The sequence below is a fragment of the Pseudomonas saxonica genome (genome assembly GCF_007858365.1).
Taxonomy (GTDB): domain Bacteria; phylum Pseudomonadota; class Gammaproteobacteria; order Pseudomonadales; family Pseudomonadaceae; genus Aquipseudomonas; species Aquipseudomonas saxonica.
On the sequence record NZ_VFIO01000001.1, the window covers coordinates 1,470,585 to 1,491,538 of the forward strand.

The window sequence follows — 20,954 nt, forward strand, 5'->3', positions numbered from 1 at the left end:
CCCGCTTTGCCCTTATAGTTGCCTTAATTTTTACCTGCTTTGAGACACAACATGAATCAGCCTACGCCTTCTTACAGCTTCGACGTGACCTCTGCTGACTTCGACAAACAGGTTGTCCAAGCGTCTTTTGACCAACCCGTACTGGTGGATTTCTGGGCCGAATGGTGCGCACCGTGCAAGGTGATGCTGCCCATCCTGGAACAGATTGCCGAGGACTATCAGGGCGAATTACTGCTGGCCAAGGTCAACTGTGACGTTGAGCAAGACATTGTTGGCCGTATCGGCATTCAAACCCTGCCGACCGTGGTGCTGTTTAAAGACGGCAAAGTGGTCGACGGCTTTCAGGAGGCGCAGCCCGAATCCGCGATTCGCACCATGCTCGCCCCCCATGTCGTGATGCCCGAACCCGTCGAAGAAGACCCGATGGTGCAAGCTGAAGCGTTATTTGCCGAGAGCCGTTTTGCTGACGCCGAAACGGCGCTTAAAGGCATCCTGACCGAGGACAACACCAACGCCAAAGCGCTGATTCTGTATGGCCGTTGTCTGGCCGAGCGTGGCGAACTGACAGAAGCGCAAGCCGTGCTGGACGCTGTCAAAAGTGACGAACATAAAGCTGAACTGGCAGGCGCAAAAGCGCAAGTAACCTTCCTGCGCCAGGCCGCAGACTTGCCGGATGTGGCTGACTTGAAAGCCCGCATTGCGCAAAACCCGCAGGATGACGAAGCCGCGTATCAATTGGTAATCCAGCAATTGGCCCGCCAGCAATACGAAGCTGCACTGGATGGCTTGTTGAAACTGTTTACCCGCAACCGCAGCTACAACGAAGGCCTCCCCCACAAGACCTTGTTGCAAGTATTCGACCTGCTGGGCAACGATCATCCGCTCGTCACCACTTATCGCCGCAAACTGTTCGCGGCGCTGTACTAAACCCACCGCCACGTAGCAGCTGAGGAGCGAAGCGAGGCTGCGTCCGGCGGCGAAGCCGTCGCAAAACCAGACACCTGCTGCGTGTCAGGTCAATCAAGCATTCCGGGTTTACGACCGCTTCGCGCTCGAACGCAGCCTCGCTACGCTCCTCAGCGGCTACGGAATTGAGGGTCCCTGGTCGACCCAGCTATAAATCGGTGAATCAGCACCGCTGACCACCTTCACTTCGGCGCAATGGCGCAAGCGCACCAATAAGCGCTTGCCAGCGCCGACGCTGCCAGTCAGGGCTTCAAGCTGGCCTAATAACTCAGGCCCGGAGATTGACCCGGCTTTGCGCAACACGTCTTTGGTGGTTTCCCAGACTGCATCGTCCTGACTCACAGGCTTGGGTGGCACCGTGCTGGTCGGCGCTTCGCTCACGTGCAACTGCGCCCCTAGTCTTGCCCAATCGCTGTCATCGAGCTCAACCGTCAAATCCACCGGCCAGTCGCCGATCATTCCGCGAATACGCACCATCAACGCTGCTCCAAAAGTTTCATGAAGGCATGCTCCCATGCGACTTGCTTAACGCCAAGCAGACAGGCAAACTCCCGCCAACATTGTTATAAGATCACATAACAATTTATTCATCATTCAGCTGGAGTCCGCCATGCGCCGTTTGCTTCTTGCCTTGCCGTTTGCTTTGTTACCACTGGCCATGGCGCATGCCGCCGACGCGCATGATCACGACCATGAACACGGCAGTTTGCCCCCCCATGAGCATGGAGTAGGCAGTTTAAACGTCGCGCTGGACGGCCAAACGCTGGAGCTGGATCTCGACGGGCCCTCGATGAACCTGGTGGGATTCGAGCACGTCGCGACCACTGACGCTGACAAGGCCAAGGTTGCCTCGGCTCGCCAGCAACTGGAAAATCCGCTTGTGCTGTTCAGCATTCCAAAGGCCGCTGGCTGCACCGCCGATGCTCAAGAATTGAAGAGCCCGCTCTTTGAGCCTGCACCGGAAGAAGGCGCAGTCAAAGGTGAGCATCATCACAGCGATATCGAAGCGCATTACGCCTTCACGTGCAGCCAGCCGGACGCATTGAAGACGCTGGATCTGGCTCAGTTTTTCAAGACTTTCCCCGGCACTCATACAATCAAGGTACAACTGATCGGCAGTACAGGGCAGCAATCGGTAGAAGCAACACCTAAAGCGCCAACGTTGAAGTTTTAAGCAAAAGCGCAGGTGCCGTCGCGGCCACAGGCTGCGACGACATAATGTTTACCCCATTGCAGGCGACAGTCTTTACCCATGACCCAAGCGCTTATCGAACTCGCCAACTTAAGCTTCAGCTGGCCGGGACAACCCGTGTTGCTGGATATTCCGACCTTTCGCCTGGAACCGGGTGAAACCCTGTTTCTCAAAGGCCCGAGCGGCAGCGGCAAAACCACCTTACTGGGCTTGCTGGGCGGTGTGCAAAAAGCCAACAAAGGAACCATTCGCTTACTGGGCCAGGAGTTGAGTGAACTCGGCTCAGGCGCTCGTGATCGTTTCCGGGTCGACCACACGGGCTATATCTTTCAGCAATTCAATTTGCTGCCATTTTTGTCGGTACGTGAGAACGTCGAACTGCCTTGTCACTTTTCCAAACTGCGCGCCAGCCGCGCCGTGCAACGGCACGGCAGCGTGGGCAACGCCGCGCAAACCCTACTGACACATTTGGGCCTTAAAGATCCGGCCCTGCTGGAGCGGCGTGCGGATTCACTGTCCATCGGTCAGCAGCAACGGGTTGCAGCCGCCCGGGCACTGATTGGTCAGCCCGAACTGGTCATCGCGGATGAACCCACATCCGCCCTCGACGCCGATGCCCGTGAAGCATTTATCCAGTTGCTGTTTGCCGAGTGCCGGGATGCGGGCGCCAGCTTGCTGTTCGTCAGTCATGATCAAAGCCTGGCGCCGTTGTTTGACCGTAACCTGTCGTTGTCTGAACTCAATCGCGCCGCCACACAGGCAGAGGTCTGAGATGTATTTGTTTCGTCTTGCCATGGCCAGCCTGGCTAACCGCCGTTTCACCGCGCTGCTGACCGCCTTCGCCATTGCCCTGTCGGTCTGCCTGCTGCTGGCCGTGGAGCGTGTGCGCACCGAAGCTCGCGCCAGCTTCGCCAGCACCATCAGCGGCACCGACCTGATTGTCGGCGCCCGCTCCGGCTCAGTTAATTTGCTGCTGTATTCAGTGTTTCGCATTGGCAATGCCACCAACAACATTCGTTGGGACAGCTTTGAACACTTCGCCAATAACCCCAAGGTGAAATGGGCAATCCCCATGTCACTGGGTGATTCACACCGTGGCTATCGGGTGATGGGCACCAGCGAGGCCTATTTCGAGCACTATCAATACGGTCATCGGCAAAATCTCGAACTGGCCGCTGGACGGCCCTTTGCCACCGACCCTTTTGAGGTGGTGCTGGGTGCCGAAGTGGCTGAGGCCCTGCATTACAAGCTGGGCGACAAGCTGGTACTGGCCCACGGCGTGGCGGCCATCAGCCTGGTCAAACATGATGACAAGCCGTTCACCGTGGTCGGGATTCTCAAACGTACCGGCACGCCGGTCGACCGCACGCTGCATATCAGTCTGGGGGGCATGGAAGCGATTCATATCGATTGGCATAACGGTGTGCCCGCCCGAGGCGCCGGGCGTGTCACTGCGGATCAGGCGCGCAATATGGACCTGACACCGCAAGCCATCACAGCGTTTATGCTGGGCCTTAACAGTAAAATTTCGACCTTTGCCTTGCAGCGTGAAATCAATGATTTCCGTGGTGAACCGATGATGGCTATCTTGCCCGGCGTGGCCCTGCAAGAGCTTTGGAGCTTGATGAGCACTGCTGAAAAAGCACTGTTTGTGGTGTCTTTGTTTGTGGTGTTAACCGGCTTGATCGGCATGCTGACCGCGATTTTGACCAGCCTCAACGAACGCCGTCGTGAGATGGCGATTTTGCGCTCCGTCGGCGCCCGACCTTGGCATATCGCCACTTTATTGGTGTTCGAGGCCTTGGCTTTGGCCTTGGCCGGCGTGGTGGCGGGTGTTGGCTTGCTGTATGTGTGCATCGCCGTGGCTCAAGGCTATGTGCAATCAAACTACGGGTTATATTTGCCGCTGTCCTGGCCAACTGAATATGAATGGACACTGCTCGGCGGTATTCTGGCGGCCGCCCTGTTGATGGGCTGCGTGCCGGCATGGCGCGCCTACCGACAATCGCTGGCCGATGGTCTGTCCATTCGTTTATGAGTCCGGTTTTATGATGACGTCTGCTCTGTCTCGCGCATTGCTTGCCCTCGTGCTGGTGGTGGTGGCTACACCCTTGTGGGCGGCTGAGCCCAAGGAGCTGACCTGGTCGGAAATGATCCCGCCGGACGCCCCGGCCGAGGTGCCAGACATGGCGCCGATGCATGACTTGTCACAGATGGGCGACATGGAGGCCGCTCCGGCGGCCAAACAGGACTTGCCCAATGCGCCGGTGGTGACATCACTGAACGGCCAATTGATTCGCTTGCCGGGGTATATCGTCCCGCTTGAAGTCAATGAAGCCGGGCGCACAACCGAGTTCTTGCTGGTGCCTTACTTTGGCGCCTGCATTCATGTGCCGCCTCCGCCGTCGAACCAGATCGTGCATGTGACCAGCAAGGAAGGGGTTCAGGTCGATGAGCTGTATCAGCCCTACTGGATCGTCGGTGCCTTGCAGGTCAAAGCCAGCACCAGCGAACTGGCAGACGCGGGTTATCAGATGGATGCGCAGAAGATCGTTGTGTATGAGTTGCCTGAATAACTCATACCCCCTCACCCCAACCCTCTCCCAAAGGGAGAGGGGGCTTGACCGGTGGTGTTGCGCCTAACTGCTTTTGACTTTAGTCCCCTCTCCCTTTGGGAGAGGGGGCTTAACCGGTGGTGTTGCGTCTAACCGCTTTTGACTTTAGTCCCCTCTCCCTTTGGGAGAGGGCTAGGGTGAGGGTATGCGGTTAACTTTTAACGAATTTTTCACAACTTTGCCCATTCATTGAGCTGGGTCAACGGAAGCTCATCTTTCGCTCATTACCATTGGTTATATAAATTTTAAACATCCCAATGGAGCTCCAATGCACAAGTCCTTGCTTAGCGCCGCAGCCCTTGCGCTCGCTGTCGTCGCACCGCTTGCCCAAGCACACACGGAAGGCGACATCATCCTGCGGGCCGGTGCCATCACGGTTAACCCGAAAGCCGACAGCTCCAGCGTCAAGGTTGATCAGGGTCCGCTGGCAGGGGCAGATCTGGGTGGCAAGGCGACCATGAGCAGCGACACGCAGCTGGGTCTCAACTTTGCGTACATGATCACCGACCATGTCGGTATCGAGTTGCTGGCGGCCACGCCGTTTGAGCACGACGTCAAGCTGAAGGGCACCGGCCTGGCTGCGGCCAACGGTAAATTGGGCAGCCTCAAGCACTTGCCTCCGACCCTGAGCGTTGTGTACTACCCGCTGGACCCTAAATCAGTATTCCAGCCTTACGTCGGCGCCGGCATCAACTACACCTGGATCTACGACGAACACGTCGGCAGCAGCGCCAGCGCAGCAGGCTTTGACAACTTCAAGGCGAAAAACTCGTGGGGCCTGGCCTGGCAGATCGGTGCGGACTATATGCTGACCGATAACATCATGATCAACGCCCAGGCGCGTTATATCGATATCGATACCCGCGCGACGGTAGAAAACAACGCCGTGGCACCCGGCACGCGCGCCAAGGTCAACGTAGACGTGGACCCATTCGTTTACATGGTCGGCATTGGTTACAAGTTTTAACTAAGCAGCAAGAAAAAAGGCGCCCTATACAGGCGCCTTTTTTATGACCGAGAGGTTATTAACGACCGAGCAAACGGGCCAACCCTTCGCTCATGGGCGTGATTTCACCCAGTGTAAAACGCTGCAACAGACGGCTGTTGTCAGCCCGCGAATGCCGGATGTCGCCGGAGCGGGCCGGGCCATAGCTGATCGGTGGCAACTCTCCCACCACGCCGCTCAACGCCTGCAGCATTTGGTTGAGGGTGGTGGCTTGGTTCAAACCCACGTTGACCGCACCTTCCTCAACCTCTGTGGCCTCGATGGCTTGCATCAGAATGTTGACCAGATCGCCTACGTACAAGAAGTCGCGCGTTTGCTCCCCGTCGCCAAAAATGGTGATGGGCAAACCCTTTACCGCGCGCTCACTGAAAATGCTGATCACACCCGAGTAAGGCGAAGATGGATCCTGGCGCGGCCCGAAGATGTTGAAGAGGCGAAAAATCACCGGCTCCAGGCCATGCTGGCGGCGGTAGAAATTCAGATAGTGCTCACTGGCCAGCTTGTCCGATGCGTAAGGTGTCAGCGGTGCCTTGGGCGTGTCTTCAGCGATCGACTCGCCCTCGCCGTTATTGCCGTAGACCGCCGCACTGGACGCAAAGACAACCCGCTTGACCCCAGTCTCGCGCATGGCCTCGCAGACGTTCAGCGTGCCGATGAAATTACTTTGATGAGTACGTACAGGGTCGTCTACCGAGGCTTGGACCGAAGCAACTGCCGCCAGATGAACGACTGCGCTGCAACCGTTCATGGCCTTGAGGACCAATGCCGCGTCCGCTACGTCACCCTCGATTAGCTCGACCTTGGGGTTGTCCAGCGGCAGGTTGCTGCGTTTACCGGTGGATAAGTCATCGAGAATTCGAACGGCGTAGCCTTTGGCCAACAATGCATCGACCAGATTGGAACCAATGAATCCGGCTCCGCCAGTGACTAAAACGGGTGCATCAACCATGACGATAAAACCTGTCAAGTAAAGTCGGGAGCGCCGCACGCCAGGCGCGGGGCTTGATTCCGAAAGTGTGTAGAATTTTTTTACAGGCCAGTACGGCATGTTGCGGCTCTTGAGCCGCGTCCGGGCACGCTGCATGAGCCTGCGGCGTGGGACTTTCGATGGCCAGTGGGTGCAAGTTGCGCGCTTCGGTCAAGATCGCCTGCCCCAGCGCCAGCGGCGTTGTCGCCTCATGCCCCGCGTAGTGATAGGTGCCCCAAAGCGGAGCCGCACAATCGAGCTGTTTAAGCACAGAAATAATCACGCGGGCAGCATCATCTACCGGCGTAGGGTTACCGCGGCGATCATCGGCCAGAAACACTTCGCCCGGCTTTTCAGCCTGAGCAAGAAAGCGCCCCAGCGTGCCATCGGGACTGTCATCGAGCAGCCAGCCAAAGCGCAACAAAACGTGTTGAGGGCAAATGGCCCTTACGCTTTGCTCAATGCGCCACAACGCCTGACCGCGCAACCCCAGCGGGACAGGCTCGTCCTTTTCACTATAGGCAGTTGCCCGCGAACCATCGAACACGCGATAGCTGGAGGGTTGCAACAAAATGATGTTGTGATGCTGGCACAGCTCAGCCAAACGTTCGACAGAGCGCTCCTGAGCCGCAAGACGAGTCTCGTCCACTGCCCTCGCCTGGAACCAATCGAAATAGTAGGCAAGGTTGATCACCGCATCTGGACGGGTGTCATCAAGCAGTTGTGTGAGGCTTGCAGCGTCCCAGCCGTCTTGCGGCGGACGCGGGGCGAGGAAATTGATGTCTTCCTCGGCACCCTGACGGATCAGCGCCTGCCCGAGAGCATTTCCGCCGCCCAGTAACATAAGGCGCATTCGCATAGATTGTGCAGGCTCAGTCTATTCAAAAGGGTGATATATACCAGAAACCAACCTCGCAAACCGTTGGTCATGATCAACAATTACGCATTTTGCGGGTTTATCCGCCTGTCGTCACTGACAAACTGCGCCGCGTCTCAATGACCCTCATTGAGGCTACCGGGTAGGTCAGCCAGGAGTACCGAGGAGCGCGCTTGCCCACCCACGGGTGCCGCGCCCTCCCCCGACTCCCGAACAGGCAGTAAAAAACCCTGTGGATAATGTTGCGCAAAGTGCACATCATCCGATTTATCCACAAGCTTTTTAAGCCGGCCATTGAACGCACGGCTCACCGTGTTTTGCGCCCCAGACACGGTTCGGAACTGCGCTGTAATTGTCACCCCATCAAGCGTCATGCTATCGACCCCGAAGATGGTCAATGTGCCCTGCAAGCTGAGGCTCAGTATAGGGTCATTGCTGATCTGCTGACCCGCTTCACGGATCAGATCTGTCGCTTTATCCATGTCGGTGTCATACGTGAACTGCACGGTAAAGAAGGCGTAAGCGAATTGCCTGGAATGGTTAATGACCGCCTTGATCTGCCCAAAGGGTACAGAATGAACAAAACCCCTGGAGTCACGCAGACGCAAAGTCCGGATGGTCAGCCCCTCCACCGTGCCAGCATGGGTTGAATCGACCACCACCCAGTCACCGACCGAGATGGTGTCTTCAATAATGATGAACAGACCCGTAATCACGTCCTGTACCAGCTGTTGGGAACCGAAGCCTATGGCCAAGCCGATGACGCCCGCACCGGCCAGAAAAGGAGCCACATTGACACCCAGATTGGCCATGGTGGTGATGGTGCAGACCACCACCAAAATGACTTTGATCGCGTTGCGCATCAAAGGCAGGATGGTTTTGATGCGGGTGCTGGGCTCACGGGTTCCACGTCGATTGGCGGGCGGTTGCAACGCCTGTTGAATGGCGGTATCGAGCACCACCCAAGCCAGCCACGTCACCAGCAAGATCAACAGAATATGCCCTAACGAATCACTGATGACCTTCCCTGTGCGGCTGTCCGAGGCAAAAGCCCACAGCGAAAAACCCCAAATCTGCGCCAGCAGTTCGATAAACGTCACGCTCAAGGCGATTCGCAGCACCGCGTATACCACGGTCATCAACCGCGCCTTATAGGCACCTGCATGCTCGGTGTTGGTCGTAAATGAGTGATGAAAGATCGTGCTCAGGAAAACAGTGCCGATCAACAATGCAGAGGTCAGCAGGGCGTTTCGCAAAGCGCGCTCGCTGCCCTCACCCACACCCAGCAAGTTGAATGCTGACACCAACAGCATCAGCAAAATAGGCCAGTACCACAGCACTGAAAAGATGCGCAGGGATTCCTGCAGCGCCGGCTGCCCTATGCGTTGCGCCAACGCACGGTTACGTATGAGGTGGGCCACGGGCCGACGCAGCCTGATTACCAGAAAAGCAAAGACCGTGCAGGCCAGCAATCCCGTCAGCACCGATACACAGCTCGCGAGGTTTTCGCCGATTTGAGCGGCCGTTTGAGCACTGCTCATGGCATCGCTGAACGCGGCAAAAAAGCCGATCAGAAACAACGGACGCACCGCATACCGCTCAATGATCGCCACCGCTCGACGCTTGTGGCCTATATAGAACATCGCACTCAACGACAGGACCAGCGCGGCACAAAACACGCCGCCGCTGCTGCTGTAAGCGAAACTGAGCGCCAGCGAGCGACTGAGGGAGTCTTGTATAAGACGACTGGCATACAACGTGATGCTCAGGCTGATAAACGAGGGCAGCAGGTAAGGCAGCAGATAACCCAGAAGCTTTTGCACCCTCGGTCTTATCGCAATATCGCGGCGTTTGCACACGTGATGCGCAACCAACCGACCGCCCAGCATCAAGGCAATAAAAACGCCAAACCAAATAGCCGACAACAGGAAAAAGTCGCCTGCTGTACTCCAATCCGGGCGGCTCGATGCTTGCTCTAGCAGCACCCCGGCTTCGTTGGCGGCACGCTCGATACGCAAACGCCACACGTCCAGCAGACTCAAACTCAGTCCAAGTTTTTCTTGAACCTCATCCATCCCCGCACCTAGCGCCCCGAGCAGGCCACCGTCGACCAGCACGGGAGGTTTACCATCTCGCTCCTCGGCCTTCATTACAGAGGCCAGAGTAGGTGCTGCTTGAAGCATGCCGTTGCCTGAGAGCAACAGTACGAGGAAGACGATGACTGCTTTGAATTTGGACAAACCCGCGGGCCTCCTTCACATCCTTGAAAAACAAACCGTAACGAATTGACGAGGCTCGATACAGGGCGCGTCGGTACGTTCGATCAAGTGCAGCGTAGTCAATGACACGTCAGGCGCCAGAAATAATCGGCTATGGCCTGCCTTACGTTGCCACCAACCAATACACGACCCGACAAAATGTGTAACCCGAAGAGCAAGGTATAACAACTGCCATAAACACTAAACGAAGAATAGAACGCTCGAACACTGAAGAACGCGGCCCTTATTAAAATACTTAGGCAATGCGTATAAACGACAACTTTAAAACCCGGTTTATTCTGCATCAACCCAAAGACATGACCGCGCCTACGCACAAGAACAAATAGCCGACATGTATTACAAAAGCAAACAACGGACGCTATCGCTCAAATACAAAACTTCCGATTCAATCCACCAAATGTTTAGAAACTTAAACGGCTCTAACACCCACTTAAAAAACCGGCATTAGCGCAAAGCGCAGCAAACATGAAAGATGATGAAAGTTTCAGTCGACATATTTACAAACACTATTTCATACCTTAGAGTCACTCGCACCGGGCACTACAGGTTTGCAGGCTCATTCGAACGTTGTATTGAATTTTTAATATTTCACAAACTTGTTTGATTGACTTCCCGGAGATCATCAATTGGACACAATGATCGATGCTATTGTGTGCGCCTTGGAAAACCCACAGCACAGCGCACTGCGAGAAATTACTGTCATAGAAGAGAACGGGGAAGAAAAAAGCATTTCATATGCGACGTTGGCACAACAAGCGTTGGCGGTTTCTTCAGCCCTGACCGAATTGGGTGTTGTTCGTAATGACCTGGTTATTCTTGCCCTGCCTGCATCTATCGATCACTTGTTGCTATTGACTGGGTGCGTTCTGATAGGCGCCTTGCCTTGCACAGTCGCATTGCCCGGAAGATTAATGGCAGACTCACCGCGCAACCAGATATATGTTGCCTGTCAGTTATTTGCACCGCGCCTGCTGATCGCATCCGAAAGCAACGCACCCGCACTCCAGAGTTTGCTTGCTCAAATGCCTGTACGTGTGGTCTCGAGCGCAGAGGTGAAAGTCGCGGCCAGCGCAGGTTTTCCAAGCCGCCTGGAACGCTGCCAAGCGGACAGCGGCCATCATGTGCAACTGACCTCGGGCTCGACCGGTCGCCCCAAGGCCGCCATCCTGAGTCATCGCAATGTCATCGCCAATGTGCGCGGTATCGGCGGTGTCGTTGGCTACAGTGCCGACCGCGGCGACGCCTCCGCTTCCTGGCTGCCGCTGCATCACGACATGGGCCTGGTGACACTATTGTCGAACCTGTATTACCAGGCACCTCTGCTCTTGATGCAGCCGGCCAGTTTTATTCGCAATCCGCTTGGCTGGCTCAAACGCATGTCCAGCTTTGGCACAACCACCACGGCTGCGCCGACGTTCGCCCTGCAGTATTGCATTCGCCGTTACCGCGAAGCGTCAATGAAAGATGTCGATCTAAGCAAGTTGCGCAATATCTTTGTCGGCGCCGAAAGGGTCGATGAAGTCTGCCTGAGGGACTTTGCACAGACGTTCTCGCCCCACGGTCTTTCACGTTCTGCGCTGCAACCCTGTTACGGCATGGCGGAATCGACGCTGGCGGTGACCATGCATAATACGAACTTTAATTACGATGAGCAGGCGCTCTCTTACGTGATTTCTGACCGTATCGACTCCGGCTCGGTGATTGACCATTGGCAAGCACGCCGCGCCGACGATAACAGCCGCAGGGTAGAAACCGTACTGTCGATGGGTCGGCCGATTAGCGGGATGCAAGTAGCGGTAAGGGCCTTGGACAATTCCGACGCTAAAGACCGCGAAGTGGGTGAAATTTTCATACGTGGGACTTCTGTCATGTCCGGCTATTTGCCCGCCGAAGGCCAGGCCGAGCATTACCAAAGCGGCGACTGGTTTGCGACCGGGGATATAGGCTATCGAGTGGATGAACACTTATTTGTACTCGGGCGCAAGAAAGAACTCATCATCATCCGTGGCAGTAATTATTTCCCCCATGAAATTGAAGACGTCATTGCCTTACACCCTTTATTGGCAAGCGGGGGTAATGCAATAGCAGCCTTTGGTATCTACGACGAGGCACAGAGAACCGAGAGCCTGGCCATTCTGGTTGAGCTTGACGCCAAGCAGAACCAACTGGAACTGCGCACCCAACTTCAAAACCAGTTGCGCGACAAGTTTGGATTTGGCGCCCACGCCATTAACTTCGTCCCCCCCGGAAGTTTGCCACGCACGACCAGCAATAAACTCAAGCGCCTGGAGTGTCGAACTATTTATCTGCAAACCGTAGTGAACAATAACGACAAGACCGATATAGCGCAGCTTGTGAGTTAACGACTAACCACGCCAGTTACATCCAAACGCTGACGCACTGCAACTTTAAATACTGGATCACTCACTATGCACACTTTGACGCAAGGTGGGGAGACGGGTTCGTCACGCCATTCATTATTGAATGTGTGTGCGCAACCGGTTCTTCACCGCTTATCTATATATGGCGAACTTCCTGCTCAGTTGATCCAGATCATTTCGCGCGCTTGCGTGCGACTGATGGATTCCGACATGTTGATTTCGCAGACGATGCACAACTTTGAGTCTGCCGAGCAATTAAACCGGCCCTCGGTGGCCCTGTCACAGCCGACCCATGAGTTGGAATCTATTCTGGAACGCATTCAGCAAGAAGGGCTGGCGTTGCACTATCGATCATTCATGCAGAACTTCGCCCATTTGTTTTCGCTGTTCCTGACGCCGGATCAATATGAACGGGCACGCGCCAGCATTGATGCCGGCAGCGCCCTGCGTTTCCTGATGAGTGATGCCGGCGGCCCTACTCTCACTAGCTGGCGCACTGTCGCCCAGCCGGAAGGTGATGGTTTCAAGCTGCACATCGACAAGGTCTGGGGCATGTACGCCAACCTTGATGGCATGGCAATTGTTGCCGCCCGCACGCCTGGCTCGTTTTTCCCGTCGGCCTTTCTGGTCTGGCCCGAGCAATACAAGACACTCAAGCGAACGCTCTGCGGCGAACCCTTTCTCGGCGATGTCGTGCAGCTGGGGAACGTCAAGGGCACGGTGCAGGTTTCCCAAGAGGATCGCCTCAAAGTGGGCGGCCCGGCGGTACTCAATAAATACCTGACAACGGTACGGCCTTTTCTGGTGCGCGCACTGATGGCCCATGTTGACTGGCTGGCCAGTCAAGGGCGCCTCGAACTGACGCCGGACGAACGCGCTTCACGCGACTTCATTGCCGCCGCCGCCCGCACCAAGACGCTCGCCGACCGCTACGAGAGCGAAGACGTGCACCGCGTGCTGGCACTGAAACTCGCCTCAAACGAACTGCTTTTGCATCTGGTCAGCCGTGGCGCCGTGGCGAGCTTTCTCGACCAGCGTGACCTGCTGGCGTTTACCAAAATGGAAGGCAGTTCTTACCGCTGTTATCACGAATTGCGCGCCAGCATGCGCGTGGCCAAGCCTGTATCCACCTCCCTTTAAACCGCTCTAACTCAAAGAGAAACAACTATGACTACGACGACTGAAAGCCTCAACACTCTGGAACTTCTGAAGAAGGAAGCCGCCAAGATCCTCAATATCGAAAGCGTTGATACCCATGTCGGCTTGGGCGAGCTGGGAATCGATTCACTCAATGTGGTTGAGCTGATCGTCTATTGCGAACAGCTCTACGGATCCATTGATCCTGAGCAACTCAACATCACGCAGTACACCACCCTGGAGCAAATCGACACGCAGTTGCATCAGCAACAAGTCGCTTGATCGCCAGCCACCCTCATACCAGAAGCTCACCATGTCGAACTCGCAGCCCTTAGCATCAACGCCGTCGCTTGGCACCGTCCCGGCTTTCAGGGTCCATACGGTCGCTTACCGGCGCACAGAAACGCCCTTTGTGGCGTCCCAGGTCAGCCTGGAGGATGCAGCGTTGATGCTGGGGCAGTGGGTAGGCGATGAGGCTTGCCGTCATGCAAGCGCCGCAGGCCCTATCGACGACTACGTGGTGAGTTCTACCGTGCTGTCACAGTTTTTGGCTGACGGTTCGCCACATGCACGCTATTTCCAGGATGAGATAGCCACCCATTACGGGCGCCGTCCTGACTGGATAACCAACGCCTATGAATGCACTGGCTGGGGTTTCATCCTGCGTTACATGCAGAAGAAGGCGCAGTTCAATGGTCGTCGCAGGCTGTTGCTGCAGATTGTCGATACGGACATCCACAATTTTACTTACTGGTTAGGCAACAACCGGTGGGGGAAATCCGGTTTTGGCATCTGCACGTTAGTGATTGACGTGATCCCAGAGGCCCAAAATATGCTGCTCATCGGCACTTCAAGCCAGGCGAATGCGCTGCTGCAATTAGGAAGAAACCTGCGCAGTTTCACCGAAAGCCGACCTGGTTTAGGCATCGCGGTACCGTTTTTCCCGGAGATGTCACGCCGCGCACTGTTCAAGTGCTTCGACACTGCTTGCGTGCATGCCGACCACTATCAACGATTCGGTCATTCCTTCGGCAGCGACCCCTGGCTTTCGCTACTGGGCGAGCTTGGCGCGGGTTCAGCGAACCCCGGCAGCGACTGCATCGTTTCTTCGCTGGCAATGAATGGCTATTTCTCGATTGCCCAGATAACGCTCGCACCCGATCTGCACTATGCATTGGAAGGTGAAATGTGATGAGCGCGCAAACCTGTTCCCTGCTGTTGCAGCGCAACCCGGATCACCACTTGGCGATCCCTTGTTCGGCTCGCAACCTGCCTCTGTTCGAAACGCAAGACTATGCACGCCGAAGTGTGTACGCACACGACAATCCAACGCCGGTACTGGTCAACAACCAACAGTACTACACCCTGCTGTCCACGCTGGCCCGGCGCATTTGGGATAACTGCGGTGAACAAACGCTGCTCTTTGCGCAAGTACGCATGCCTTCCATCGACCTTGCCTTGCCAAAAAACCTGCTCGATCCACGCGTGACGATGGGCGCTCATTTATGCAATGAGGCCTTGTTCTGGGCGCGCCAGATACAGACGCCGGTGGTCTGGATCAGCGCCGAACAGATCCGGCGCGACCTGTGGGACGGCGGCGATAACCTCCTGCACATTGCAGCCTGGAATACCGCACAAACGCCCGCCATCACCCAGTGGTTCTTACCCGACCTGAACTATCTCGCAGCGCAGGTGCATGCATCACCTGTTCACGAGCCGTTCACGACCTCTCAACCGACACGCACGCACGTACAGGGGTGATCATGCAAACAGAGCACAAACAGACAGTGGATGATGGCGAGCCGATCAAGTGGAAATTCTCGGTCGACGCTTACATGTCTCAGACCTACGATTTCAGCGATGACAGCTTGAATGCGCTGTACCAGAAAACCAAGGCCAACCAATGGGATGTCAACACCGACATCGATTGGAGTTACGAGCTCAATCCAGACAATCCACTGGGCATGCCGGACGGCACATTGCTGATCTACGGCACCGATGTCTGGAACAAGATGAATGAACAAAACCGAGCCGAGATTCGCCATCACTCCCAAGGCTGGACCCTGTCACAGGTCCTGCACGGTGAACAGGCTGCCCTGATTTGCGCATCGAAACTGGCAGTGGCCGAAGAAAGCCTCTCGGCCCGTCTGTGTGCCGCCGGGCAAATCATCGATGAAGCCCGTCACATTGAAGCATTCGGTCGGCTGGTGAATAACAAGCTGCCCATCAGCTACCCCATGAGCAAGGCGCTTAAAGGCCTGCTGCAAGACACCATTACCACCGACAAACTCGACATGACCAATCTGGGCATGCAAGTGCTGGTCGAGGGCATTGCGCTGTCACTGTTTCAAAGCATGGTCGCCTACACCAAGGACCCTTTCATCAAAGACTTGATGACTCGCATTCAGCGCGATGAAGCACGCCACTTCGCCATTGGCCGTATCACGCTGGGCAGCGTGTACAAGGAAATGAGCAGCACTGAACGCAAGGAACGCGAAGAGTTTGTGGTTGAAGGGGCTTACACCTTGTACGAACACCTGTGCGCCGACGACATATGGGAGCCGATGGGCTTATCCAAAAAAGAGTGCAGCCACCTGGTCAGGAGTTCGGAAGTGGCCAACTCCATGCGCCGTTCCATTTTCCGCCGGCTGGTGCCGACCATCCGCGAAATGGGTTTGCTGACGCCCCGTGTAAGCGATGCCTTTGAAAAGCTCAGAGTGCTGGACTACGCCGCCATGCCAATGCCGGCTTAACAGGAAGACAGACATGACGTCCCCAACTACCGCGGCAACACACAACTGCGCCCCCTACACGATCGGTATTGAAGCCGCCGCTTACGAACTGCCCGGCGAACGCCAGGACATCAATGACTGGGCTCAGCAATACAAGTTGCCAGCCGAGCGCATAGACATGATTCGCAATGCGGGTTGCCGTTATTTCCATGTGGCACCGGACATCGACGAGGTCGAGCTGGCAAAGCGCGCTGTCGCTCGCCTGCAAGAAGAACAAGGCTTCAAGGGCAGCGACATCGGCGCACTGATCCATGTGCATACCGGGCTCTTCAGCATACCGCCGGCGCCACGCAGTCTGCCCCTGGAAGTGGCCACGGCCTTCGGCATCAAGCCTATCTGGGCCGGCTCGATCGCACAGCTCAATTGCTCGTCGATCAGCGTCGCCATTCAGATGGCCAAGGCGTTGATGAATGTACATAGCCAATTGCACTCGGTGCTGATCGTGTCGTCCGACCGCGTCTTTATTGAACGCTACCGGGTGTTGCAGGCGAGCATATTAAGTGATGGCGCGGGGTGCTTGCTGGTGACCCGTAACAGCCGGCGTAACCGGGTCGGTGCAACGGCCGTGCGCAACTATGGCAGCTGGTACCTGGGCTCCGTGACCAATAACGCGGTGAAAAAGGAAATGTTCAATCTGGAGTGGCACTACACCCGCAAAGTCATGATGGAAGCCGTGGCCGACTGTGGCATGGCGCTAAGCGATTTTTCCTGCATTTTGCCTTACAACTCCAACCACTCTGGCTGGAACGCCTTTTGTAACGCCATGGCGATTCCTGCCTCCACGCTCTATAGCGACAACATCCTGAACAAGGGTCACTCCTTTGGCTCGGACCTGGCCATCAACCTTGCCGATATTGGCTTAAGCAAGGTCGATGCGGGGGCGCACCTGATGAACATAACGGAATCGGACAACGGTTCGTTTTCGGCATTGACCCTTCATCCGGTGAATTGAAATGACCATGACCTCCGCCTTCTCTCCGGTCAGTGGCGACGCAGCAACGACCGACCCATGGCTGCTGAATCTGAAAACGCCGTGCTATGTACTCGACCCCACTGTCGTAATGACCCGTTACGCTGATTTACGCGAGCGGTTGGGTACACCGTTGATTGTGTCGCTCAAGGCCAACCCCAATCTGGATCTGTTGATCCGTTGCGGCCACGCGTTCGTCGACGGTGTTGAGCTGGCCAGCCAGGGTGAACTCGATATTGTGGCGGGTCGCATCAACACCCCCAAATACGTTAACAATCCGTCCATGGATGAAGATTTCATGCGTGCGGCCCTGGCATCACGCTGCACCTTCATTATCGACAGCCTGGAGCAGGCGCAGAGACTGATTCGCGTCATCGGTAAACAGGCCCCGCCGCAAACGGTATTGCGCCTGAATGCGGGTCACCTGGTCGGCTCGGGCAAACAGTTGGCGGACCATTTCGGCATGAGTCGCAACGACGCTTTGCTGGCGACGGTTGCATTGGCTCAGGCCAACGTGCCCATCGCAGGCCTGCATACCTTTGCGGGTTCCAATGCCTTTCACATCGATGACAAGGCTACCGATTCTGCCGCCCTTGCCTACGCGCTCGCTGCCTTTGCGCCGCAAATAGCACGCCTCACCGGCATGCCGGTTGAGTTTCTTAACGTCGGTGGAGGTTTCTCAGAGCACTTCCATAGCCAGACGCAGACGTTTGACGCTTATCGCCAGCGTATTGCACCGCTGCACAAAGACTTCAAGGTCATTCACGAGTCCGGACGCGGAGTCTTCGCTGGCGCAGGCACCTTCGTGACCCGCGTGCGTTCAGTCAAAGCACTGGGTGAACGCTACGTTGCAATCTGCGACGGTGGCCTGAGCCACAACTTCTTGCTGGCCAAAACTGAATCCATGTTGAAGAACTACGCGCAGCCGCGCCTGCTGCGGCGCCAGCAGGCGCCGACTGACGCGCCACTGTTGCCGACCCAGTTCGTGGGCAGTACTTGCAGCCGCGCCGACGTGATCGGCTGGCGCCATGACGTGTCGGCCCCACCGAGCGTGGGCGACCTGGTGATCTTCGAGAACTGCGGCGCCTATAACCAGACCTACAGCGTCAGCGCTTTTCTCTCGCAAAGTCCGGCACACACCTATATCCACCAATCCTAGGGACGTCACCATGACCGCCCACATCAGTTTGTACGACCTTTTGCAGGACAGCGCCCACCAGCATGGCGACCGCCGTGCATTTGCGCAGGGCGCAAAGACAGTGACTTATTCAGAACTGCTGGAGGACGTGCGCCTGACCGCAAAGAGGCTGGCTTATAACGGCGTGCAAGCCGGCGATCGCGTCGCTGTCTATGCCGGCAAGCAGTACGAAACCATCGTCACGTTCCTGGCAATCAATGCCCGGGGTGCGATCCTGGTGCCCATCAACCCTCAACTCAAAGAGCAACAGGCACGCCACATTCTGCTGGACAGCGGTGCTCGCTTGCTCATCAGTACGGGCCCACGCCTCAGACGTATCGAGGCGGCGTTGATGGACATCGAACTCGACACCTGGTCACTGGAAAAACTACAGCCCGACAACTTGAACACGCCGCCCGATACGGCGCCTGTCAACCCACATAGCACCGTCACCGACAGTGACCCTGCTGCCATTTTGTATACCTCCGGCTCGACGGGACGACCCAAGGGCGTGGTGCTGTCGCAACGTAACCTGGTGTCGGGCGCCTATAGCGTCGCTCACTATCTGCGCTTGCAGGCCGATGACGTCATCCTGGGCATATTGCCCCTGAGCTTCGATGCCGGGCTTAGCCAGTTGACCACAGCGCTGGTCAGCGGTGCTTGCTACGCGCCGCTGGATTTCCTGCAAGCAGGCGAAGTCCCGACATTCTGTGAAGCCCATGGCGTCACCGTGATTACCGGCGTGCCGCCACTGTGGATGCAACTGGCGTCCGTACAGTGGCCTCAACCTGCCGGCGCACGCATTCGCTGCTTTGCCAATACCGGCGGGCATATGCCTCCCCCTTTGCTGGAAAAACTCAAACGTGCATTTCCCAATGCGCTGCCCTACTTGATGTACGGCTTGACTGAGGCTTTCCGTTCGACCTACCTGCCGCCGGAAGCGGCCGTCACGCGGCCCGACTCCATCGGCAAGGCAGTGCCCAACGCCGATATCCGCGTGTTGCGCCCCAACGGCACTGAATGTGCTGCTGGAGAGCACGGAGAATTGGTGCACCGGGGGGCGTTCGTCACCCTCGGGTACTGGAATGACCCAGAACTGACCGCTCAACGCTTTCGTCCCTGGGTTCGCCCGGACCGGCAGATTTTGCGCACCGAAACAGCGGTCTGGTCGGGCGATATCGTCTACCGCGACCAAGACGATTATCTGTATTTCGTTGCGCGCAGCGACGACATGATCAAGACCTCCGGTTATCGCGTCAGCCCCACCGAAGTCGAAGAAGTCCTGTTTGCCCTGGATGAAGTGACCGAAGCGGCAGCGTTTGGTGTGCCGCACCCACAACTGGGCGAAGCCATCATCATCAGCCTGTTCGCCCACCCGCACAGACAGATCACGACCCCGGCACTGATCAAGCTATGCAGGGACAAACTGCCGACCTATATGGTGCCGCTGCATGTGTCCTTGCATGACTCGCCTTTACCGCGCAATCCGAACGGCAAGATCGACCGAAAGCAGCTTAAACAGCAGTTTTCCGAGTTTTTCTCCACCCCACTTACGGTCACGGAATAGCCTCATGCTTCGAATTCGCGCTATCGCTTCTCACGTTCCCGATACGACCCCGTTCCGAGCGGTACAAGCCCAGGAAAAAAACATCGGCTATGGCCATCTGTTGTACAAGACGGCTGTCTTTTCCATGCCTCGCGGCAAGGGCAGAATCGACGCCGAAGAAGAGCGTCGGCTGCTCCCTACGGCGAGCATCGCGCTGCCCGTAGCGCCCCCCTTGCAAAGCTGTGCCGACCTGGCTCTGGAAGCGGTAGCGCTCTTGCGCCAACAGGTTGCGCCAGAAACGCTGGCACAAGTGACCCACATAGTGGTGACCAATACCGCCCTTAACCAACGCATTAACGAATCGGTCGCAGGCCGTATCCAGCATGCACTGGGTTTGCCCAAAGCGTTGCCTTTCGCCATCGGCCAGTCGGGCACTGCCGGGGTATTCAACGCACTGACCATGATCGAAGCGCTGGTCAGTCTCGGCGGCAAAGTACTGTTGGTGGCGTCCGATAAGTGGCTTTACCCCTTCTTTCGCGCCTGGGGTGATCTGGTGGTGTATGGCGACGGCGCAGCCGCCATCTTGCTCGATGGCGAGGCTCAGACGCCGTCAGGCTGGGGGGCCATACGCGCCTCAGCGATGCACTATGGCTCGGCCATTGACAACCCCTGGAAACTGACGCCTGCCGCCCAGGCTGAACGTCTGCATCCGATGGCGGTAAGCGCAGCGCAAACGGCCATCGAACGTTCCGGCCTGAAAGCCAGCGACATCGATTGGGTGTTGCCGGCGGGATTCAGCGACAGCTTCACCCTCGGCGTCAGTCGCGAACTGGGCATTGCGCAAGAGCGACATTTCGAATTCGGTGCCCGACCTCACCACTCAAGCGCGGCCCCCTTGCTGTCGCTGATGCGCCTGCGTGCCACCCTCCCTCAGGGTAAAACGGCCACCGCCTTGCTATGGGATGCAGCGTTGTGCGGCACCGCTGGCGCCATTGTGGCCGAGATACAGGCTGGCGCCTGAATCAAGATTCAAACCGCTTATTAATCAG

Annotated in this window: 20 protein-coding genes; 16 read left to right on the top strand and 4 right to left on the bottom strand. The window is 56.7% G+C overall.

Going from position 1 to position 20,954, the window contains the following annotated elements; genetic code table 11:
- Window positions 1–51 precede the first annotated feature (51 nt).
- Window positions 52–927 carry a thioredoxin gene (gene trxA, locus FJD38_RS06835; protein ID WP_146384530.1) on the top strand — a complete coding sequence of 292 codons (876 nt, stop codon included), beginning with the start codon at window positions 52–54 and terminating at the stop codon, window positions 925–927.
- Between the two features lie 156 nt (window positions 928–1,083).
- Here trxA and FJD38_RS06840 read toward each other — a convergent pair whose 3' ends face one another.
- Window positions 1,084–1,443: a hypothetical protein gene (locus tag FJD38_RS06840; protein ID WP_146384532.1), complete on the bottom strand. Its 360-nt coding sequence runs from the start codon at window positions 1,441–1,443 to the stop codon at window positions 1,084–1,086.
- A gap of 133 nt (window positions 1,444–1,576) precedes the next feature.
- On the opposite strand from FJD38_RS06840, the gene FJD38_RS06845 reads away from it, so the two are divergent.
- The 5 genes from FJD38_RS06845 to FJD38_RS06865 all read left to right on the top strand — a co-directional run bounded on the left by FJD38_RS06845 (window position 1,577) and on the right by FJD38_RS06865 (window position 5,740).
- Entirely contained in the window at window positions 1,577–2,140 is a 564-nt protein-coding gene (locus tag FJD38_RS06845) for a DUF2796 domain-containing protein (RefSeq protein ID WP_122782058.1), read from the top strand.
- A 78-nt stretch (window positions 2,141–2,218) separates the two neighbouring features.
- The gene (locus tag FJD38_RS06850; protein WP_146384534.1) at window positions 2,219–2,929 is read left to right on the top strand and encodes an ABC transporter ATP-binding protein; all 711 of its coding nucleotides are present in this window, start codon (window positions 2,219–2,221) and stop codon (window positions 2,927–2,929) included.
- 1 nt (window position 2,930) lies between these two features.
- Window positions 2,931–4,196 carry an ABC transporter permease gene (locus FJD38_RS06855; RefSeq protein ID WP_122782060.1) on the top strand — a complete coding sequence of 422 codons (1,266 nt, stop codon included), beginning with the start codon at window positions 2,931–2,933 and terminating at the stop codon, window positions 4,194–4,196.
- 10 nt (window positions 4,197–4,206) lie between these two features.
- A complete protein-coding gene (locus tag FJD38_RS06860) occupies window positions 4,207–4,734 on the top strand; it encodes a DUF3299 domain-containing protein (RefSeq protein WP_122782061.1) in 528 nt (175 codons plus the stop codon).
- 307 nt (window positions 4,735–5,041) lie between these two features.
- Window positions 5,042–5,740: an OmpW/AlkL family protein gene (locus FJD38_RS06865; protein WP_122782062.1), complete on the top strand. Its 699-nt coding sequence runs from the start codon at window positions 5,042–5,044 to the stop codon at window positions 5,738–5,740.
- Between the two features lie 58 nt (window positions 5,741–5,798).
- Here the strand turns inward: FJD38_RS06865 and FJD38_RS06870 are convergent, their stop codons facing one another.
- The 3 genes from FJD38_RS06870 to FJD38_RS06880 form a co-directional block, all read right to left on the bottom strand.
- Complete coding sequence (locus FJD38_RS06870) at window positions 5,799–6,728, bottom strand: NAD-dependent epimerase/dehydratase family protein (RefSeq protein WP_146384536.1); 930 nt, start codon at window positions 6,726–6,728, stop codon at window positions 5,799–5,801.
- Entirely contained in the window at window positions 6,721–7,605 is an 885-nt protein-coding gene (locus FJD38_RS06875) for a sugar nucleotide-binding protein (RefSeq protein ID WP_146384538.1), read from the bottom strand. The genes FJD38_RS06870 and FJD38_RS06875 overlap by 8 nt, the downstream gene beginning before the upstream one ends.
- A gap of 134 nt (window positions 7,606–7,739) precedes the next feature.
- The gene (locus FJD38_RS06880; RefSeq protein ID WP_146384540.1) at window positions 7,740–9,863 is read right to left on the bottom strand and encodes a mechanosensitive ion channel family protein; all 2,124 of its coding nucleotides are present in this window, start codon (window positions 9,861–9,863) and stop codon (window positions 7,740–7,742) included.
- A gap of 674 nt (window positions 9,864–10,537) precedes the next feature.
- Here FJD38_RS06880 and FJD38_RS06885 point away from each other — a divergent pair.
- The 10 genes from FJD38_RS06885 to FJD38_RS06930 all read left to right on the top strand — a co-directional run bounded on the left by FJD38_RS06885 (window position 10,538) and on the right by FJD38_RS06930 (window position 20,926).
- Entirely contained in the window at window positions 10,538–12,265 is a 1,728-nt protein-coding gene (locus FJD38_RS06885; RefSeq protein ID WP_146384625.1) for an AMP-binding protein, read from the top strand.
- A gap of 228 nt (window positions 12,266–12,493) precedes the next feature.
- Complete coding sequence (locus FJD38_RS06890; protein WP_146384542.1) at window positions 12,494–13,423, top strand: hypothetical protein; 930 nt, start codon at window positions 12,494–12,496, stop codon at window positions 13,421–13,423.
- A gap of 27 nt (window positions 13,424–13,450) precedes the next feature.
- Window positions 13,451–13,702 carry an acyl carrier protein gene (locus FJD38_RS06895; protein ID WP_122782068.1) on the top strand — a complete coding sequence of 84 codons (252 nt, stop codon included), beginning with the start codon at window positions 13,451–13,453 and terminating at the stop codon, window positions 13,700–13,702.
- 31 nt (window positions 13,703–13,733) lie between these two features.
- Window positions 13,734–14,612 carry a hypothetical protein gene (locus FJD38_RS24650; protein WP_208727494.1) on the top strand — a complete coding sequence of 293 codons (879 nt, stop codon included), beginning with the start codon at window positions 13,734–13,736 and terminating at the stop codon, window positions 14,610–14,612.
- The gene (locus tag FJD38_RS06905; protein WP_146384544.1) at window positions 14,612–15,181 is read left to right on the top strand and encodes a hypothetical protein; all 570 of its coding nucleotides are present in this window, start codon (window positions 14,612–14,614) and stop codon (window positions 15,179–15,181) included. The genes FJD38_RS24650 and FJD38_RS06905 overlap by 1 nt, the downstream gene beginning before the upstream one ends.
- 2 nt (window positions 15,182–15,183) lie before the next feature.
- The gene (locus tag FJD38_RS06910) at window positions 15,184–16,173 is read left to right on the top strand and encodes a ferritin-like domain-containing protein (RefSeq protein WP_146384546.1); all 990 of its coding nucleotides are present in this window, start codon (window positions 15,184–15,186) and stop codon (window positions 16,171–16,173) included.
- Between the two features lie 13 nt (window positions 16,174–16,186).
- Complete coding sequence (locus FJD38_RS06915) at window positions 16,187–17,164, top strand: beta-ketoacyl-[acyl-carrier-protein] synthase family protein (protein WP_146384548.1); 978 nt, start codon at window positions 16,187–16,189, stop codon at window positions 17,162–17,164.
- Window position 17,165: 1 nt separating this feature from the next.
- Window positions 17,166–18,341: a type III PLP-dependent enzyme domain-containing protein gene (locus tag FJD38_RS06920; RefSeq protein ID WP_146384550.1), complete on the top strand. Its 1,176-nt coding sequence runs from the start codon at window positions 17,166–17,168 to the stop codon at window positions 18,339–18,341.
- A gap of 10 nt (window positions 18,342–18,351) precedes the next feature.
- Entirely contained in the window at window positions 18,352–19,926 is a 1,575-nt protein-coding gene (locus tag FJD38_RS06925) for an acyl-CoA ligase (AMP-forming), exosortase A system-associated (RefSeq protein ID WP_146384552.1), read from the top strand.
- Window positions 19,927–19,930: 4 nt separating this feature from the next.
- Complete coding sequence (locus FJD38_RS06930) at window positions 19,931–20,926, top strand: hypothetical protein (RefSeq protein ID WP_146384554.1); 996 nt, start codon at window positions 19,931–19,933, stop codon at window positions 20,924–20,926.
- Window positions 20,927–20,954 lie beyond the last annotated feature (28 nt).

What these genes read in the sequence shown, in the direction of transcription:
- trxA (WP_146384530.1), top strand. Translation starts at nt 52, where the DNA reads ATGAATCAGCCTACGCCTTCTTACAGCTTCGACGTGACCTCTGCTGAC.
- FJD38_RS06840 (WP_146384532.1), bottom strand. Translation starts at nt 1,443, where the DNA reads ATGGTGCGTATTCGCGGAATGATCGGCGACTGGCCGGTGGATTTGACG.
- FJD38_RS06845 (WP_122782058.1), top strand. Translation starts at nt 1,577, where the DNA reads ATGCGCCGTTTGCTTCTTGCCTTGCCGTTTGCTTTGTTACCACTGGCC.
- FJD38_RS06850 (WP_146384534.1), top strand. Translation starts at nt 2,219, where the DNA reads ATGACCCAAGCGCTTATCGAACTCGCCAACTTAAGCTTCAGCTGGCCG.
- FJD38_RS06855 (WP_122782060.1), top strand. Translation starts at nt 2,931, where the DNA reads ATGTATTTGTTTCGTCTTGCCATGGCCAGCCTGGCTAACCGCCGTTTC.
- FJD38_RS06860 (WP_122782061.1), top strand. Translation starts at nt 4,207, where the DNA reads ATGATGACGTCTGCTCTGTCTCGCGCATTGCTTGCCCTCGTGCTGGTG.
- FJD38_RS06865 (WP_122782062.1), top strand. Translation starts at nt 5,042, where the DNA reads ATGCACAAGTCCTTGCTTAGCGCCGCAGCCCTTGCGCTCGCTGTCGTC.
- FJD38_RS06870 (WP_146384536.1), bottom strand. Translation starts at nt 6,728, where the DNA reads ATGGTTGATGCACCCGTTTTAGTCACTGGCGGAGCCGGATTCATTGGT.
- FJD38_RS06875 (WP_146384538.1), bottom strand. Translation starts at nt 7,605, where the DNA reads ATGCGAATGCGCCTTATGTTACTGGGCGGCGGAAATGCTCTCGGGCAG.
- FJD38_RS06885 (WP_146384625.1), top strand. Translation starts at nt 10,538, where the DNA reads ATGATCGATGCTATTGTGTGCGCCTTGGAAAACCCACAGCACAGCGCA.
- FJD38_RS06890 (WP_146384542.1), top strand. Translation starts at nt 12,494, where the DNA reads ATGTTGATTTCGCAGACGATGCACAACTTTGAGTCTGCCGAGCAATTA.
- FJD38_RS06895 (WP_122782068.1), top strand. Translation starts at nt 13,451, where the DNA reads ATGACTACGACGACTGAAAGCCTCAACACTCTGGAACTTCTGAAGAAG.
- FJD38_RS24650 (WP_208727494.1), top strand. Translation starts at nt 13,734, where the DNA reads ATGTCGAACTCGCAGCCCTTAGCATCAACGCCGTCGCTTGGCACCGTC.
- FJD38_RS06905 (WP_146384544.1), top strand. Translation starts at nt 14,612, where the DNA reads ATGAGCGCGCAAACCTGTTCCCTGCTGTTGCAGCGCAACCCGGATCAC.
- FJD38_RS06910 (WP_146384546.1), top strand. Translation starts at nt 15,184, where the DNA reads ATGCAAACAGAGCACAAACAGACAGTGGATGATGGCGAGCCGATCAAG.
- FJD38_RS06915 (WP_146384548.1), top strand. Translation starts at nt 16,187, where the DNA reads ATGACGTCCCCAACTACCGCGGCAACACACAACTGCGCCCCCTACACG.
- FJD38_RS06920 (WP_146384550.1), top strand. Translation starts at nt 17,166, where the DNA reads ATGACCATGACCTCCGCCTTCTCTCCGGTCAGTGGCGACGCAGCAACG.
- FJD38_RS06925 (WP_146384552.1), top strand. Translation starts at nt 18,352, where the DNA reads ATGACCGCCCACATCAGTTTGTACGACCTTTTGCAGGACAGCGCCCAC.
- FJD38_RS06930 (WP_146384554.1), top strand. Translation starts at nt 19,931, where the DNA reads ATGCTTCGAATTCGCGCTATCGCTTCTCACGTTCCCGATACGACCCCG.